Source organism: Streptomyces sp. NPDC001480, from assembly GCF_042894725.1.
Taxonomy (GTDB): domain Bacteria; phylum Actinomycetota; class Actinomycetes; order Streptomycetales; family Streptomycetaceae; genus Streptomyces.
In genome coordinates this window covers 208,197-221,392 of the sequence record NZ_JBIAVX010000015.1, presented here as the reverse complement: position 1 = coordinate 221,392, position 13,196 = coordinate 208,197, and the positions used below count along the sequence as shown (strand labels likewise).

The 13,196-nt window shown below is 71.5% G+C and carries 13 protein-coding genes; 5 read left to right on the top strand and 8 right to left on the bottom strand.

What is annotated here, in order from left to right; genetic code table 11:
- Positions 1 to 7: 7 nt before the first annotated feature.
- Entirely contained in the window at positions 8 to 508 is a 501-nt protein-coding gene (locus ACFY01_RS33535) for a hypothetical protein (RefSeq protein WP_361455287.1), read from the bottom strand.
- Positions 509 to 583: 75 nt separating this feature from the next.
- Here ACFY01_RS33535 and ACFY01_RS33530 point away from each other — a divergent pair, with 75 nt between their 5' ends.
- The gene (locus ACFY01_RS33530) at positions 584 to 1,990 is read left to right on the top strand and encodes a M1 family metallopeptidase (protein ID WP_390739523.1); all 1,407 of its coding nucleotides are present in this window, start codon (positions 584 to 586) and stop codon (positions 1,988 to 1,990) included.
- Between the two features lie 10 nt (positions 1,991 to 2,000).
- On the opposite strand, the gene ACFY01_RS33525 is transcribed toward ACFY01_RS33530, so the two are convergent.
- Positions 2,001 to 2,939: a GNAT family N-acetyltransferase gene (locus ACFY01_RS33525; protein WP_390739522.1), complete on the bottom strand. Its 939-nt coding sequence runs from the start codon at positions 2,937 to 2,939 to the stop codon at positions 2,001 to 2,003.
- An 84-nt stretch (positions 2,940 to 3,023) separates the two neighbouring features.
- Complete coding sequence (locus tag ACFY01_RS33520) at positions 3,024 to 3,599, bottom strand: TerD family protein (RefSeq protein WP_390739521.1); 576 nt, start codon at positions 3,597 to 3,599, stop codon at positions 3,024 to 3,026.
- Between the two features lie 164 nt (positions 3,600 to 3,763).
- On the opposite strand from ACFY01_RS33520, the gene arfB reads away from it, so the two are divergent.
- Complete coding sequence (gene arfB / locus ACFY01_RS33515; protein ID WP_390739520.1) at positions 3,764 to 4,201, top strand: alternative ribosome rescue aminoacyl-tRNA hydrolase ArfB; 438 nt, start codon at positions 3,764 to 3,766, stop codon at positions 4,199 to 4,201.
- A 184-nt stretch (positions 4,202 to 4,385) separates the two neighbouring features.
- On the opposite strand, the gene ACFY01_RS33510 is transcribed toward arfB, so the two are convergent.
- Complete coding sequence (locus tag ACFY01_RS33510) at positions 4,386 to 4,859, bottom strand: GNAT family N-acetyltransferase (protein ID WP_390739519.1); 474 nt, start codon at positions 4,857 to 4,859, stop codon at positions 4,386 to 4,388.
- A gap of 72 nt (positions 4,860 to 4,931) precedes the next feature.
- Positions 4,932 to 5,516: a flavin reductase family protein gene (locus tag ACFY01_RS33505; protein ID WP_390739518.1), complete on the bottom strand. Its 585-nt coding sequence runs from the start codon at positions 5,514 to 5,516 to the stop codon at positions 4,932 to 4,934.
- 390 nt (positions 5,517 to 5,906) lie between these two features.
- Here ACFY01_RS33505 and cdgB point away from each other — a divergent pair, with 390 nt between their 5' ends.
- Positions 5,907 to 7,559 (top strand): diguanylate cyclase CdgB, encoded by a 1,653-nt coding sequence (cdgB, locus tag ACFY01_RS33500; protein ID WP_390739517.1) that lies wholly within the window; start codon positions 5,907 to 5,909, stop codon positions 7,557 to 7,559.
- 118 nt (positions 7,560 to 7,677) lie between these two features.
- On the top strand, positions 7,678 to 8,616 hold the full coding sequence (locus ACFY01_RS33495) for a CBM35 domain-containing protein (protein WP_390739516.1): 939 nt from the start codon (positions 7,678 to 7,680) through the stop codon (positions 8,614 to 8,616).
- A gap of 19 nt (positions 8,617 to 8,635) precedes the next feature.
- Here ACFY01_RS33495 and ACFY01_RS33490 read toward each other — a convergent pair whose 3' ends face one another.
- The 3 genes from ACFY01_RS33490 to ACFY01_RS33480 form a co-directional block, all read right to left on the bottom strand.
- Positions 8,636 to 9,565 (bottom strand): 1-phosphofructokinase family hexose kinase, encoded by a 930-nt coding sequence (locus ACFY01_RS33490; protein ID WP_390739515.1) that lies wholly within the window; start codon positions 9,563 to 9,565, stop codon positions 8,636 to 8,638.
- A 123-nt stretch (positions 9,566 to 9,688) separates the two neighbouring features.
- Positions 9,689 to 10,831 (bottom strand): N-acetylglucosamine-6-phosphate deacetylase, encoded by a 1,143-nt coding sequence (nagA, locus tag ACFY01_RS33485; RefSeq protein ID WP_390739514.1) that lies wholly within the window; start codon positions 10,829 to 10,831, stop codon positions 9,689 to 9,691.
- On the bottom strand, positions 10,831 to 11,787 hold the full coding sequence (locus tag ACFY01_RS33480; protein ID WP_390739513.1) for an ROK family protein: 957 nt from the start codon (positions 11,785 to 11,787) through the stop codon (positions 10,831 to 10,833). Before ACFY01_RS33480 ends, nagA begins: the two co-directional genes overlap by 1 nt.
- A gap of 158 nt (positions 11,788 to 11,945) precedes the next feature.
- Here ACFY01_RS33480 and ACFY01_RS33475 point away from each other — a divergent pair, with 158 nt between their 5' ends.
- On the top strand, positions 11,946 to 13,166 hold the full coding sequence (locus ACFY01_RS33475; protein WP_390739563.1) for an ABC transporter substrate-binding protein: 1,221 nt from the start codon (positions 11,946 to 11,948) through the stop codon (positions 13,164 to 13,166).
- Positions 13,167 to 13,196 lie beyond the last annotated feature (30 nt).

The following is a 13,196-nucleotide window of genomic DNA, read 5'->3' as shown; positions in this document are numbered from 1 at the left end:
GCAGGACCTACGACACCCTGGGGAAGCGGGCCTGGAGCGTCCAGATCGCCGGGTTGTCGGCCAGGTCGTCATGGAGATCGGTCAGGTCGGCGATGAGATCGTGCAGGAAGTCCCGGGCCTCACGGCGGAGTTCTGCGTGCGAAAAGGAAAGGGGTGCTTCCTCCGCCGGCATCCAGTCGGCGGCGATGTCCACCCAGCCGAAGCGGCGCTCGAACAGCATGCGGTCGGTGGATTCGGTGAAGTCCAGTTCCGCCCGCTGGGGGCGGGAGGCGCGGGAGCCCGCCGGGTCCCGGTCCAGGCGCTCGACGATGTCGCACAGGGCCCAGGCGAAGTCGAGCACCGGCACCCATCCCCAGGCTGTGGACAGCTCCCGGTCCGTCTTGGTGTCGGCGAGGTAGACGTCGCCGGAGAACAGGTCGTGACGGAGGGCGTGGACGTCCGCGCGCCGGTAGTCGGTCTGCGGCGGGTCGGGGAAGCGGTTGGAGAGGGCGTAGCCGATGTCGAGCACGTACGTGATGGTGTCACGCCCGCCGAAGATCACCGCACGCCCGCCGCCCCGGCCCTTCCCCATAGGATCGCTGACATGTCCAGATCCGCGCGTCTTGTCCCGGTGGCCGCGTTCCTCGCGCTCGTTCTCCCGCTCACCGCGTGCGACGGGGGCGTGCACGGCATCCCCGGCGGCCCTGGGGTACGCGATCCGTACTTTTCGAAGGCGGGCAACGGCGGCTACGACGTCACCCACTACGGCCTGACCCTCTCCTACGACCCCGCCCGCCACCACCTCACCGGAACCGCGGTGATCACCGCCCGCGCCACCGAGGACCTGTCCGCCTTCGACCTCGACCTCAAGGGCCTGGACGTGGAGAAGGTCGGCGTCGAGGGCCGGGACGCCCGCTTCAACCGGGCCGGCCAGGAACTGACCGTCCGCCCGCACGACGACCTGGACAAGGGGGAGACGTTCGGTGTCACCGTGCGCTACTCCGGCACCCCGGAGACGGTCACCGACCCCGACGGCTCGAAGGAGGGCTGGCTGCGCACCGCGGATGGAGCGCTCGCCCTCGGCGAACCCGTCGGTTCCATGGCCTGGTTCCCCGGCAACCACCACCCCTCCGACAAGGCGTCGTACGACATCACGGTCACCGTCCCCAAGGGCCTCCAGGCCGTGTCCAACGGGCAGTTGGCGCACGAGACCACCACCGGCGGCCGCACGACCTACGCCTGGCACGCGCCCGAACCGATGGCGAGCTACCTGGCCACGGTCGCGATCGGCCACTACACGATCAAGCGCACGACCATCGGCAAGGACCTGCCCGGGTACGTGGCCGTCGACCCCACGCAGGCGCGGGCGAGCCGGCCGGTACTGGCGAAGATCCCCGAGATCATGGAGTGGGAGGAGTACAACTTCGGCCCGTACCCCTTCTCCACCACCGGCGCGATCGTCGACCGCCCCGAGGACGCGGGCTACGCCCTGGAGACCCAGACCCGCCCGTTCTTCAACGGCGCCCCGGACACCGAGACCCTCGTCCACGAGCTCGCCCACCAGTGGTACGGCGACTCCGTCACCCCCAGGAACTGGCGGGACATGTGGCTCAACGAGGCCTTCGCGACGTACGCGGAGTGGCTGTGGCGGGAGGACCACGGCGGCGACTCGGCGCAGCGGACCTTCACCAAGCTCTACGACGGCACCTCCGACGACGTCACCGACCCCGACGCGATCTGGGCCTTCCCGCCGGCGAAACCGAGCAGCGCCGCGCACATCTCCGACGCGCCCGTCTACCAGCGCGGCGCGATGGTCCTGCACAAGATCCGTCAGAAGGTCGGCGACGACACCTTCTACGACATCATCCAGGGCTGGGCCGCCGCCCACCGGCACGCGAACGCGGACACCGCCGACTTCACGGCCTATGTCGAGAAGCAGGCCCCGGACGAGGACTTCGACGAGATCTGGTCCGACTGGCTGTACGGGGAGGGCAAGCCGGCGCATCCATGACAGACACGGCTCAGGCTTCCCACTCGTCCAGCAGCCGGACCAGACCGGGCGGCCACACCGGCTCCGCCTCCTCGGCGAGTTCCCGTCTGCTCCACCAGCGCCAGGTCAGGATCCCTTCCTCGGCGTGCGCGGCGGCCAGGTGGGCGACGGCCGGCTCCCGGTGCGGGCCGCGGGTGACGTAGATGTGCTCGTGCTGGCGGACGGCGATGTCGGCCCGGGTGAAGTCGTGCTCCCAGGTGCACAGCAGCGGGCCGGGCTCCAGGTCGCTCCAGCCGGTCTCCTCGCGCAGTTCCCGCAGGGCTCCCTCGCGCGGGGTCTCGTCCGGTTCGAGGCCGCCGCCGGGGAGGGCCCAGTGGATGCCCACCTCTGGGTTGTCGTACCGGAAGAGGAAGACCGAGCCCTCCGGGTCGACCACGGCGATGCGGGCCGCGCGGCGCGGGGTCCGCAGCACCTTGCGCAGTACCGCGCAGGGGCGGCCGAGCGCGCGGTCCGGCCGATGGGCGATGCGCTCGTAGCCGAGGGCCGTCCAGAAGGCGAGGCCCTTGGGGTTGTTGTCGAGGACGGCGAGCCGCACGGCGTCCCGGCCGGCCGTCCGGAAGTCGTCCTCGATCCGCTGTGCCATCCGCCGCCCGAATCCCCGGCCGTGCTCGCCCGCGTCCACCATCAGCAGCCCGATCCACGGGTCGGGGTCGGCCGGGTCCGGGTGGCGGGCGAGCGTGGCGGCGACCCCGACCAGCCGCCCCTGGCTGCGCGCCAGCAGCACCTGCGCGTCCGGGTGGGCCAGGTCCTCCGCCAGCGCGGCCGCCACCTGCTCCGGCCGGATGTCGTCCGGGTCCGGGAAGTCACCGCTGAGCGCGAAGAACTCACGGTTGGAGACGTAGAGGGCGGTGAGTTCGGTGAGGACGGGCGCGGGGATGTCCTGTCCGGGGGGAAGGGGCTCCAGGATCACGACGGGCAACTTATCGCGGGGTACGGCGGAGCCCCCGGCCGGCGGGCGGCCGGACCGGGGGCTCCGTCAGGGAGCGGGTGCTGCTCAGACGTTGACGCCGAAGTCCTGCGCGATGCCCACCAGGCCCGAGGCGTAGCCCTGGCCGACGGCGCGGAACTTCCACTCGGCTCCGTTGCGGTACAGCTCGCCGAAGACCATCGCCGTCTCGGTGGCGGCGTCCTCGGAGAGGTCGTAGCGGGCGATCTCGGCCCCGCCGGCCTGGTTGACGATGCGGATGTAGGCGTTGCGGACCTGGCCGAAGTTCTGGCCGCGGTTCTCGGCGTCGTAGATGGAGACCGGGAAGACGACCTTGTCGATGTCGGCCGGGAGGGCGGCGAGGTTGACGTTGATCGCCTCGTCGTCGCCGGCGCCCTCACCGGTGCGGTTGTCGCCGGTGTGGACGATGGTGTTGTCCGGGGTCTGCTTGTTGTTGAAGAACACGAAGTGGCCGTCCGAGTAGACCTTGCCCTGCGTGTTGACCGCGATCGCGGAGGCGTCCAGGTCGAAGTCCGTGCCGGTGGTGGTGCGGACGTCCCAGCCGAGGCCCACGGTGACGGCGGTCAGGCCCGGAGCTTCCTTGGTGAGCGAGACGTTGCCGCCCTTGGACAGGCTTACAGCCATGGTTTGGGAGTCCCTTCCCTCGTTGCGTCAGTACGGGCTTCGCACTGGGGACGAAGCTACCGTCAACCCGGACAACGCCAAGGGGGGCCCCGATGGTTCCGGATGCCTTTACCTTTTTTACCGATGTGAAATCCGGGTGACGCGGACCGGGCGGAGGCGGGACCATGGACGGCATGTCCGGTCCCTATGTCGTCCGCGGCTCCGTCTCGCTGCCCGAGGCCGAGCTCATGTGGCGTTTCTCGCGGTCCTCGGGGCCGGGCGGGCAGCACGTCAACACCAGTGACTCCCAGGTCGAGCTGCGCTTCGACCTGGCGCGGACCGAGGCGTTTCCCCCGGTGTGGAAGGAGCGGGCGCTGGCCCGGCTGAGCGGGCGGCTGGTCGACGGGGTCGTCACCGTCCGGGCCTCCGAGCACCGCTCGCAGTGGCGCAACCGCGAAACCGCCGCCGTACGCCTCGCGGCGCTGCTGGCGGAGGCCACCGCGCCCCCACCGAAGCCGCGCCGGCCGACCCGCATCCCCCGGGGCATCAACGAACGCCGTCTCCGCGAGAAGAAGGCGCGATCGGAGACCAAGCGGGGCCGGTCGGGACGGGACTGGGGCTGAGCTGTCGCACTGCGCTGGGAGGCGCGGCTCTCCTCTCACGCGGCTCTCCTCTCAGCCCGTCCGGCGTTCGAGGACGAGGCCGTTCAGGCCGACGGGGGGTCCAGGGGGCGCAGCCCCCCTGGCGGGGTCGAAGGGGCGGAGCCCCTGGGGACGGGAAAGGGCAGGAGCGGCGGGGGCGAGGGACTCAGGCCGGGGCCCGGTCCAGTTCCAGCACCCCCACCGTCTGGTCCCCGCTGGTCTCCCCGGTCTCACGGAAGCCGAGGCCGAGGTAGAAGCCCGCGGGCCCGGCCGGGCCGGGATGCCAGGAGACGTACAGCTCCTTGCCGCCGCGGCGGCGGATCTGCTCGGCGACGGAGTCGACGGCGAAGCGGCCGTAGCCGCGGCCCTGCTCCTCGGCGGCGATGTTGAGACGCCACAGGCCGGAACGGAACACCGTGCCGTCACCGTGCCAGTCGATGTCGAGGAATGCCATCAGGAAGCCGACCGCGCGGTCGCCGTCGACGATCAGGCGGGGCCAGGCGACACCGGCGGGATGGACGTACGCCTCGGCCAGTGACCGCACCACCGGGGAGACCGACTCCTCCTGGTCGGGGAGGACCCGAATACCGACGGCGGTCTCGAAATTCCGCGGTGTGAGTTCTTCCAGATGGAGCGTCATCTCCGCACCCTAAGCACGGAGTTCACAATGCCGCCACGGAATTTCCCGGCCGTCGGCCGTCCCGGGCGGCGATTATGCCAAGTGCCCGTACCGCCCCCGGAAATACAGCAGCGGCCGCCCGTCCGAACCCGGCACCCGCGCGGTCAGAACGCGGCCGATCACCAGCGTGTGGTCGCCGGCCGCGACCCGCTGCTCGGTGCGGCATTCCAGGGTGGCGAGGGCGCCGTCGACCTGGGGCGCGCCGGTGGCCTCGCCGCGGGTGACGGGGAGGTCCGCGAAGAGGAGGCGGTCGCTGATGCGGCCCTTCATGGCGAAGCGGCCGGCGGTCGGGCGCTGGTGGTCGGCGAGGACGGACACGGCCCACAGAGGCTGCTCGGCGAGCACGTCGTCCATGCGGGAGCCCTCCCGCAGGCTGACCAGGACCAGCGGCGGGTCGAGGGAGACGGACATGAAGGCGGTGGCGGTCATGCCGACGTCCTCGCCGGCCGGCGCCCCGGGGTCGTCCGGGTCGAGCGGCGGTTCCTGCGCGGTCACCAGGACCACGCCCGCGGCCAGCCGGGACATCGCGGCCCGGAACTCGTCGTTGCTCACCCCCTCAGCATGCCCGGAGGCGGTGGGAGCAAGGGACAGCGAGGGGGCGGGGCGAGTGTTCGGCACACCGGAAACGCTAATCTCCGCTCCGGGCGTATCGCATCGGGCCTCCGGCCGACCGGGTCCGGGGAGAAGGTCCTAGGACCCGCGCCGGCCTCGCATGACGACTGGGCATGACGACTCTTCGTGCATCATGTCCACACAACCGCAAAGCCTGCGTTCAGTAAACGCATAGGGAAAACGCAGAAACTCCACTCAATTGTTCATCTTCTCCTGTGACTTGAGTCACAAGGGGCAGGAATTGTTGACCCTGTGTACCGAGTGGGCAGCGCGCTGTGATTCAGTGGCGGGGAACCTACAAGAGCACCCGCAAGGGGCGTCACCGAAAAGAAGCGCCGAAGACGACCACCGAAGACAGCCCTTGATTCGCTGCGAGGTCTCGGGGGGAGGGCGAGCATGGAGACCGAGTCGGAGCCGTACGTCCGCCTTGCGTCCCTGCGACAGCTGCACCAGGTCATGGCCGACATGAACACGGCACGCAGCCTGGCGGACACACTGCAGACCGTCGCGGACGGGGCTGTGAGCGCTCTCGGGTACGAGATGGCGGCCGTCAACCTCGTACGCCCCGACGGCGACCTCGTGGTCGCCGCCTTCTCCGGCAACTCCGCCGCCGAGGCCCTGATCACCGGCCGTGTCGGCTCCCGCGACTCCTGGGAGCGCCGTCTGGGGATGGGCGAGGCCTGGGGCGACCTGCGCTTCATACCGCACACCGAGGGCTGGGTGCTGGACGACGACGACGTCCCCCAGTGGTTCACCGACGGCCCCGCCCCGCGCTTCGAGGACGAGTGGCACCCCTCCGACCGGCTCTTCGCGCCCATGTACACGCCCGGCGGTCCGGGCGGCTCCTGCGGCGAACTGCTCGGTGTGATCTCCGTGGACCGGCCGCGCAACGGCCGCCGGCCCGGAGCCTGGGGCCGCGAGGCCCTCCAGATGTACGCGTTCCAGGCCGCCATCGCCATCAGCAACGCGCGTCTACGTGCGAATATGCAGCGCGCCCTGGTCCGCCTGGAGCGCGAGCAGCAGGCCCTGCGCGCCAGTGAGGAAAGCTTCCGGCAGGCCTTCGAGTACGCCCCCTCCGGCATGGCCATCGCCGAGATGGGCGGCGACCAGCACGGCCGGATCCTGCGCACCAACGACGCCCTGTGCCGCCTGCTGGGCCGCCCCGCCTCCGCGATGCGCCGCTACTCCTTCTCCGACCTCGTCCACCCCGAGGACATAGGCACCCTGCTGCGGACCTCCGCCGAGGGCGGCCGCGCCGAGCTGCGCCTCGGCCGCCGCGACGGCACGTACGTCTGGGTCTCCCTGCGCAACAGCGTCGTCGCGGACGCCGCCGACGGGCCCCGCTTCCTGCTCACCCACGTCGAGGACATCGAGGAGCGCAAGCGCCGCGAGCTCCAGCTCGCCCACCGCGCCTCCCACGACTCCCTGACCGGCCTGCCGAACTCCGCCGAGCTGCGCTCGCGCCTGTCGGCCCGCCTCTGCCGGCGGCAGGCCCAGCCCGGCGCGCTGGAGTCGCTGGACGCGGCCTACGGCCACCCCGCCTTCGACGCGGTCGGCCACGGCTTCGACTTCGCGCAGGGCACGGAGGCGTTCGAAGGCTTCGACCACCATGTGCACACCATCGCCCCCGAGGACGGGCGGGACGAGGGCACCAAGGGCCTCGCGGTCCTCTTCTGCGACCTCGACGGCTTCAAGTCGATCAACGACCGGTTCGGGCACAACGCGGGCGACGCCGTCCTCATCGAGGTCGCCCGCCGCCTCAGCAGGGGCGTCCGGGACGGCGACACGGTGGCCCGGCTCGGCGGCGACGAGTTCGTGATCCTCGCCGACGGACTCGGCGAGGCGGACGCCCAGGACCTGGCCGTACGGCTGCGCAACGAGATCATCCAGCCGATCCGGGCCGAGGGCCGGGCCGTGCGGGTGGGCGCGAGCTTCGGCATCGGATGGGCACACTGTGGAATGACGGCGGACGAAGTGTTGAAATCCGCTGACGAACGCATGTACGTCGAGAAACGATCTCGTCCCAAACAGCACCGACGGGCCGGGTGACCCCCAGGTCAGCGGGTCGATGCGACCGGAGTCACCTGTTTGGGCCACACGGAGCGGGTAGGCTCGCCATTCTCACCATGTACCGCATCCACCCGCACCTGTTGAGGAGTACCTAGGGATGAGCCCCGGCGAAAACGGCCCGAGCACGCCCGAGGACGACGACCCGTTCGGCTATCTCTACGCCGACGGGCAGGCGAGGGGCGCCCAGCCGCCGTCCAGCGGTTACGGCTACCCGAACTCGGTCAGCAGGAGCAGCAGGACGCGCGCGGTCGGCGAGCGCACGTACGGCGGCCAGCAGGCCACGGCTCCGCAGCAGCAGGGCCCCTACGGCCAGCCGAACGCCCACTACCAGGCCCCGGAGACCCTCCCGGGCGGCGCGCCGACCACCCAGCAGCCGATGCCCGGCAGCGGGGGCGGCAACGGCCGGGGCCGCGGCCCGAACACCAAGGGCCTGCTGATCGGCGCGGTCGCGGTGGTCGCCGCGGTCGTCGTCGGCATCAGCGTGGCCATGATGAACGGCAACGGGGACGACGACAAGAAGGCCGGCAGCGAGGTATCCACCGCGCCGACGCAGTCGGAGAGCGCGAAGCCCAGCCCCTCCAGCAGCGGCTCGCCGGCGAGCTCGGCAGACCTGCCCAAGAGCGACGCCAAGGCCCTGCGGCTGGACGGCGGAGCCGCCACGGCCTCCGACGTCAAGGGTGCGAAGGCCGACGGTGGCTTCTACGTCACCAACTTCAACCAGGTCGGCGCGGCCCTCACCTGGAACCTGAGCGACATCCCCAAGGCGGGCAAGTACACGCTGTACGTCAACTACGGCGTGCCCGGCAAGGACGGCAACGCCACACTCACGGTCAACGACAAGGCCCAGGACCGCCCTCTCAACCTGGCGAACTTCGCCAAGGCGCCGGAGGGCGACTACGAAAAGGGCTGGACCAACACCTGGGGAAACATCATCCTCAACAAGGGCACCAACACCATCAAGATCTCCTGCGAGCAGGGCAACAACTGCGACGTCAACTTCGACCAGCTCTGGCTGAAGCCGGGGTGGAAGGAGTAGGGCGCGCTTTCGGTCTCTGTCAGGCCGCGCTGACCAGCCCCGTCACCTCGACCCGCCCCACCACCCCCTCGTAAGCCCCCCGGTCGAACTCCCCCGCCACCGGTGCCACCACGGTCGCCGTCGACAACGCGACCGCACGGGTCAGCCGGTCCGGCCAGGGCAGGCCTTCGACCAGGCCGGACAGCAGGCCCGCGACCGCGGAGTCGCCGGCGCCGGTGGGGTTGCCGTGGACGTGGGCGGGTGGGGTGGCGCGCCAGCGGCCCTCCGGGGTGTGGGCGAGGAGGCCGTCGGGACCCAGGGAGGCGACGACCGCGTGGGCGCCGCGGCGCCGGGCGTCCTGGGTGGCGCGCAGCGGCTCGTGGGAGCCGGTGAGTTCGGCGAGTTCCACGGCGTTCGGTTTGACGATGTCCGGGCGGGCCGCCACCCCGCGGCGCAGTGGTTCGCCGTTCGTGTCCAGGAGGACGGGGACACCGGCGGCCCGGGCGGTGCGTATCAGCCCGGCGTACGCGCCCACCGGCACTCCCGGCGGCAGGCTGCCGCACAGGGCGACCGCCGACGCCGAGGCCAGCAGCCGCCCGTACGTCTCCTGGAAGGCGGCCCACTCGGCCGGGGTGATCTGCGGGCCGGGCTCGTTCAGCTGGGTGGTGTCGCCGCACAGTTCGTCGACGACGGCGACGGTGCGCCGGGTGGCCCCGCCGACCGGCACCAGAGCGTCCACCACGCCCGGGGTGTCCGCCAGCCGGTCCCGGACCGCGCGCCCGGTGGCGCCGCCCGCGAACCCGGTGGCCGTCACCTCGTGCCCGAGGGCCGCGAGCACCCGTGCCACGTTCAGGCCCTTGCCGCCCGGCCGTTCGACGACCTCCTGGACGCGGTGGGAGGCGTGCGGCCGTAGGGACCGTACGCGATAGGTGATGTCGAGAGCGGTGTTCAGTGTGACCGTGAGGATCACTCGGGCCGGCCTCCCCTCGGGCGTGACACGTGTCTTCCGTTCATCGGAAGCCGCATCATGCCAAAGAGACGGCGACCGGCCCAGTCCACAGAACCGGCCACCGCCTCCCGACTGGGGGACGGATCAGCCCAGTTGGGGATCGACCACCCATTCACCCCGGCGCATCACGCCCTTGGGGTCGAACTCCTCGTCCAGCAGCACCAGGTCGGCGTACTTGCCGGGTTCCAGGGAGCCGACGCGGTCGGCCAGGCCCAGCAGGCGGGCCGGGTTGGCGGACAGGGCGGCCACCACGTCCGCCACGGGCAGCCGGTCGATCGTCACCGCGCGCTTGAAGGCACGGTCCAGGGTCAGTGTCGAACCGGCGATGGAGCCGCCCTCGACCAGCCGGGCCACACCCTCGCGGACCTCGACCTCCAGCGGGCCCAGCATGTAGCGGCCGTCGCCGATGCCGGCCGCGTCCATGGCGTCCGTGATGAACGCCACCCGTCCCGCGCCCGCGTGACGGAAGGCCAGTTCCAGGGCGGCCGGGTGCAGATGCGTGCCGTCGTTGATCAGCTCGACCGTGACCCGCTCGTCCTGGAGCAGGGCGGCGATCGGGCCGGGGGAGCGGTGACCGAGGACGGGCATCGCGTTGAAGAGGTGGGTGGCGACCGTGGCGCCCGCGTCGATGGCCTCGACGGTCTGCTCGTACGTCGCGTCCGTGTGTCCGACGGCCGCGATCACGCCGTGCTCGGCGAGCAGCCGTACGGAGTCGATGCCGCCCGGGAGTTCGGTGGCGAGGGTGACCATCCTGGCCTGCCCGCGCGCCGCGTCGAGGAGCTTGCGGACCTCGGCCGGGTCCGGGTCGCGCAGCAGCTCGGCGGAGTGCGCGCCCTTGCGGCACGGTGAGATGAACGGGCCCTCGAAGTGGATGCCGGCGATGTCGCCCTGCTCGGCCAGCTCGCTCAGCAGCCCCGCCTGCCGGGCCAGGACGTCCATCTCGTCGGTGACGGTGGAGGCGACCAGCGTGGTCGTGCCGTGCCGGCGGTGGATGTCGACGGCTTTCAGGACGTCGTCCACCGGGCCGGAGAAGGAGGCTCCGCCGCCGCCGTGGTTGTGCAGGTCGACGAAGCCCGGGACCAGCCAGTGACCGCTGACGTCGACGACCTCCGCGTCCGGGCGTGCGGCGGCCGTGATCCTCGTACCCTCGACGATCACACGCCCGTCGGGCACGGTCCCGGTGGGCAGCACCACCCGAGCACCGGCGAGAACCTTGGTGGGGGGCATCAGGCGGTTACCTCCGAGTGGTCGGTCGAGTGGTCGGTGTTGTCGAGGAGATCGCTGGCGAGCAGCCCCGCGCCCAGGCACCCGGCGGTGTCCCCGAGGGCCGCGGGGACGACGGACGGCAGTTTCTGGAAGGTGACGCGCCGCCGGACGGCCTCCCTGAGCGGTGTGAACAGGGTTTCCCCGGCCTCGGCGAGCCCGCCACCGATGATCAGCGTGCGCGGGTCCAGCAGGGTGAGCGCGGTGACCAGGCCGTCGGCCAGCGCGTCCACGGCCTCCTGCCAGACCCGGACGGCGTTCGGGTCGCCGGACACGACGGCCTTCGCGCAGTCGGCGGCGTCCGCTTCCGGGTCGCCGGAGGCCGCCGCCCAGGCCTCGCTGACCGCGGCGGCGGAGGCGTACCGCTCCAGGCAGCCGTGCTGCCCGCACGGGCAGGGGATGCCGCCGGGCCGTACGACGACATGGCCGATCTCGCCCGCGAAGCCGTGCGCGCCCGACTCCACCCGGCCGTCGAGGCCGATGGCGCCGGCGATCCCGGTGCCCAGCGCCACGAACAGGAACCGGTCGGTGCCCTTGCCCGCACCGGTGCGGCCCTCGGCGAGGCCGCCGGTGCGCACGTCGTGGCCGAGGGCGACCGGGACGCCGCCGAGCCGGTCGGCGAGCAGATCGCGCAGGGGGACGTCGCGCCAGCCGAGGTTGGCCGCGTAGACGGCGATCCCGCGGTCCTCGTCGACGATCCCGGGCACGGCGAGGCCGGCCGCGGCGGCCGGTTCGCCGAAGCGCTCCTCGCCGCGGGCGCGCAGGTCGGCGGCGAAGCCGAGGATGGCCTCGACCACCGCGTCGGGCCCGCGCTCGCGGCCCGTGGCGCGGCGGTCCTGGTGCAGCAGCTCGCCGGCCGGCCCGATCAGGGCGGCCTTCATCCCGGTACCGCCGACGTCGAGGGCGATGACATGTCTCACGGGAACAGTGTGGCCCGCGGACCCACAAGAGGTCTAGTCCACTCACGTGGTGTAGACCTTATGGGGTTCACATATTGAATGACGAGACAGCAGGGTTTGGGGCAAGAGCAGTGGGTCGTCGTACGGCAGGAACGATCGCGGCGGTCGCCGCGCTGGGCATGACCGCGGTCCTCGGTGGCTGCGGGAGCACCGGATCGTCCGACGTCACCCTGAGACTCGTCGCCGCCGACTACGGCGACTCGGCGGCCAGCAGCTCCAAGAAGTACTGGGACGAACTCGCCAAGGAGTACGAGGCCAAGCACTCCGGCGTGAAGATCGACGTCACCGTCTACTCCTGGAACGACGTCGACCGCAAGGTCAAGGAGATGGTCGCCGCCGGCAAGGCGCCCGACCTCGCGCAGATCGGCGCCTACGCCGACTACGCCGCCGAGGGCAAGCTCTACGACGTCTCCGACCTGCTCTCCATCCCCGTCCAGGCCGACTTCGTCTCCCAGCTCGCCGACGCCGGCCAGTGGAAGCACACGCAGTACGCCATGCCGTTCGCCGCGTCCACGCGCGTGCTCTTCTACAACAAGACCCTCTTCACCAAGGCCGGCCTCACCCCGCCCACCACCTGGAGCGAGCTCGCGGCCGACGCCGAGAAACTCAAGGCGATGGGCGTGAAATACCCCTACGCACTGCCGCTCGGCCCCGAGGAGGCACAGGCCGAGACCATGCAGTGGCTGCTCAGCGGGGGCGGCGGCTACACCGACGACATCGGCGGCTACTCCTTCGCCTCCACGCAGAACGTCGACACCCTCACCTGGCTCAAGGACGACCTCGTCGGCAAGGGCCTGACCGGTCCGGTCGCCCCGGCCAAGCTCAACCGGGCCGACGCGTTCACCGCCTTCGCCGACGGGCAGGCCGGCATGATCGACGGCCACCCGACGCTGATCCAGCAGGCCGAGAAGAAGGGCGTGAAGTTCGGCACCGTGCCGATGCCGGGGCGGACGTCGCAGACCAAGGCGTCCATGGGCGTCGCCGACTGGATGATGGCCTTCAAGCAGAACGGCCACGCCGAGCAGGTGGGCGACTTCCTCGACTTCGTCTACGACCAGAAGAACGTCCTCGACTTCTCCCGCCGGTACGGGCTGCTGCCCGTCACCACCTCCGCGTCGAACGTCATGGCCGAGTCGTCCCGGGACAAGGCCCTGCGGCCCTTCCTCGCGGAACTCCCCACCTCCGAGCTCTACCCCGTCGGCAAGACCTCCTGGGCGTCGGTCGCCGCCGGCATCAAGAAGGACATCGGCCAGGCGGTCACCCCCGACGGCAGCCCCCTCGCCACCCTCAGCCGCCTCCAGGCGACGGCCACGTCGGCGGACAGCAGCGCCGCGAACTGAGGCGCTGTCGGTGCCCCGCGCTACCGTTCG

Coding starts and splice junctions, on each gene's coding strand:
- ACFY01_RS33530 (WP_390739523.1), top strand. CDS start 584: ATGTCCAGATCCGCGCGTCTTGTCCCGGTGGCCGCGTTCCTCGCGCTC.
- ACFY01_RS33520 (WP_390739521.1), bottom strand. CDS start 3,599: ATGGCTGTAAGCCTGTCCAAGGGCGGCAACGTCTCGCTCACCAAGGAA.
- arfB (WP_390739520.1), top strand. CDS start 3,764: ATGGACGGCATGTCCGGTCCCTATGTCGTCCGCGGCTCCGTCTCGCTG.
- ACFY01_RS33510 (WP_390739519.1), bottom strand. CDS start 4,859: ATGACGCTCCATCTGGAAGAACTCACACCGCGGAATTTCGAGACCGCC.
- cdgB (WP_390739517.1), top strand. CDS start 5,907: ATGGAGACCGAGTCGGAGCCGTACGTCCGCCTTGCGTCCCTGCGACAG.
- ACFY01_RS33495 (WP_390739516.1), top strand. CDS start 7,678: ATGAGCCCCGGCGAAAACGGCCCGAGCACGCCCGAGGACGACGACCCG.
- nagA (WP_390739514.1), bottom strand. CDS start 10,831: ATGCCCCCCACCAAGGTTCTCGCCGGTGCTCGGGTGGTGCTGCCCACC.
- ACFY01_RS33475 (WP_390739563.1), top strand. CDS start 11,946: ATGACCGCGGTCCTCGGTGGCTGCGGGAGCACCGGATCGTCCGACGTC.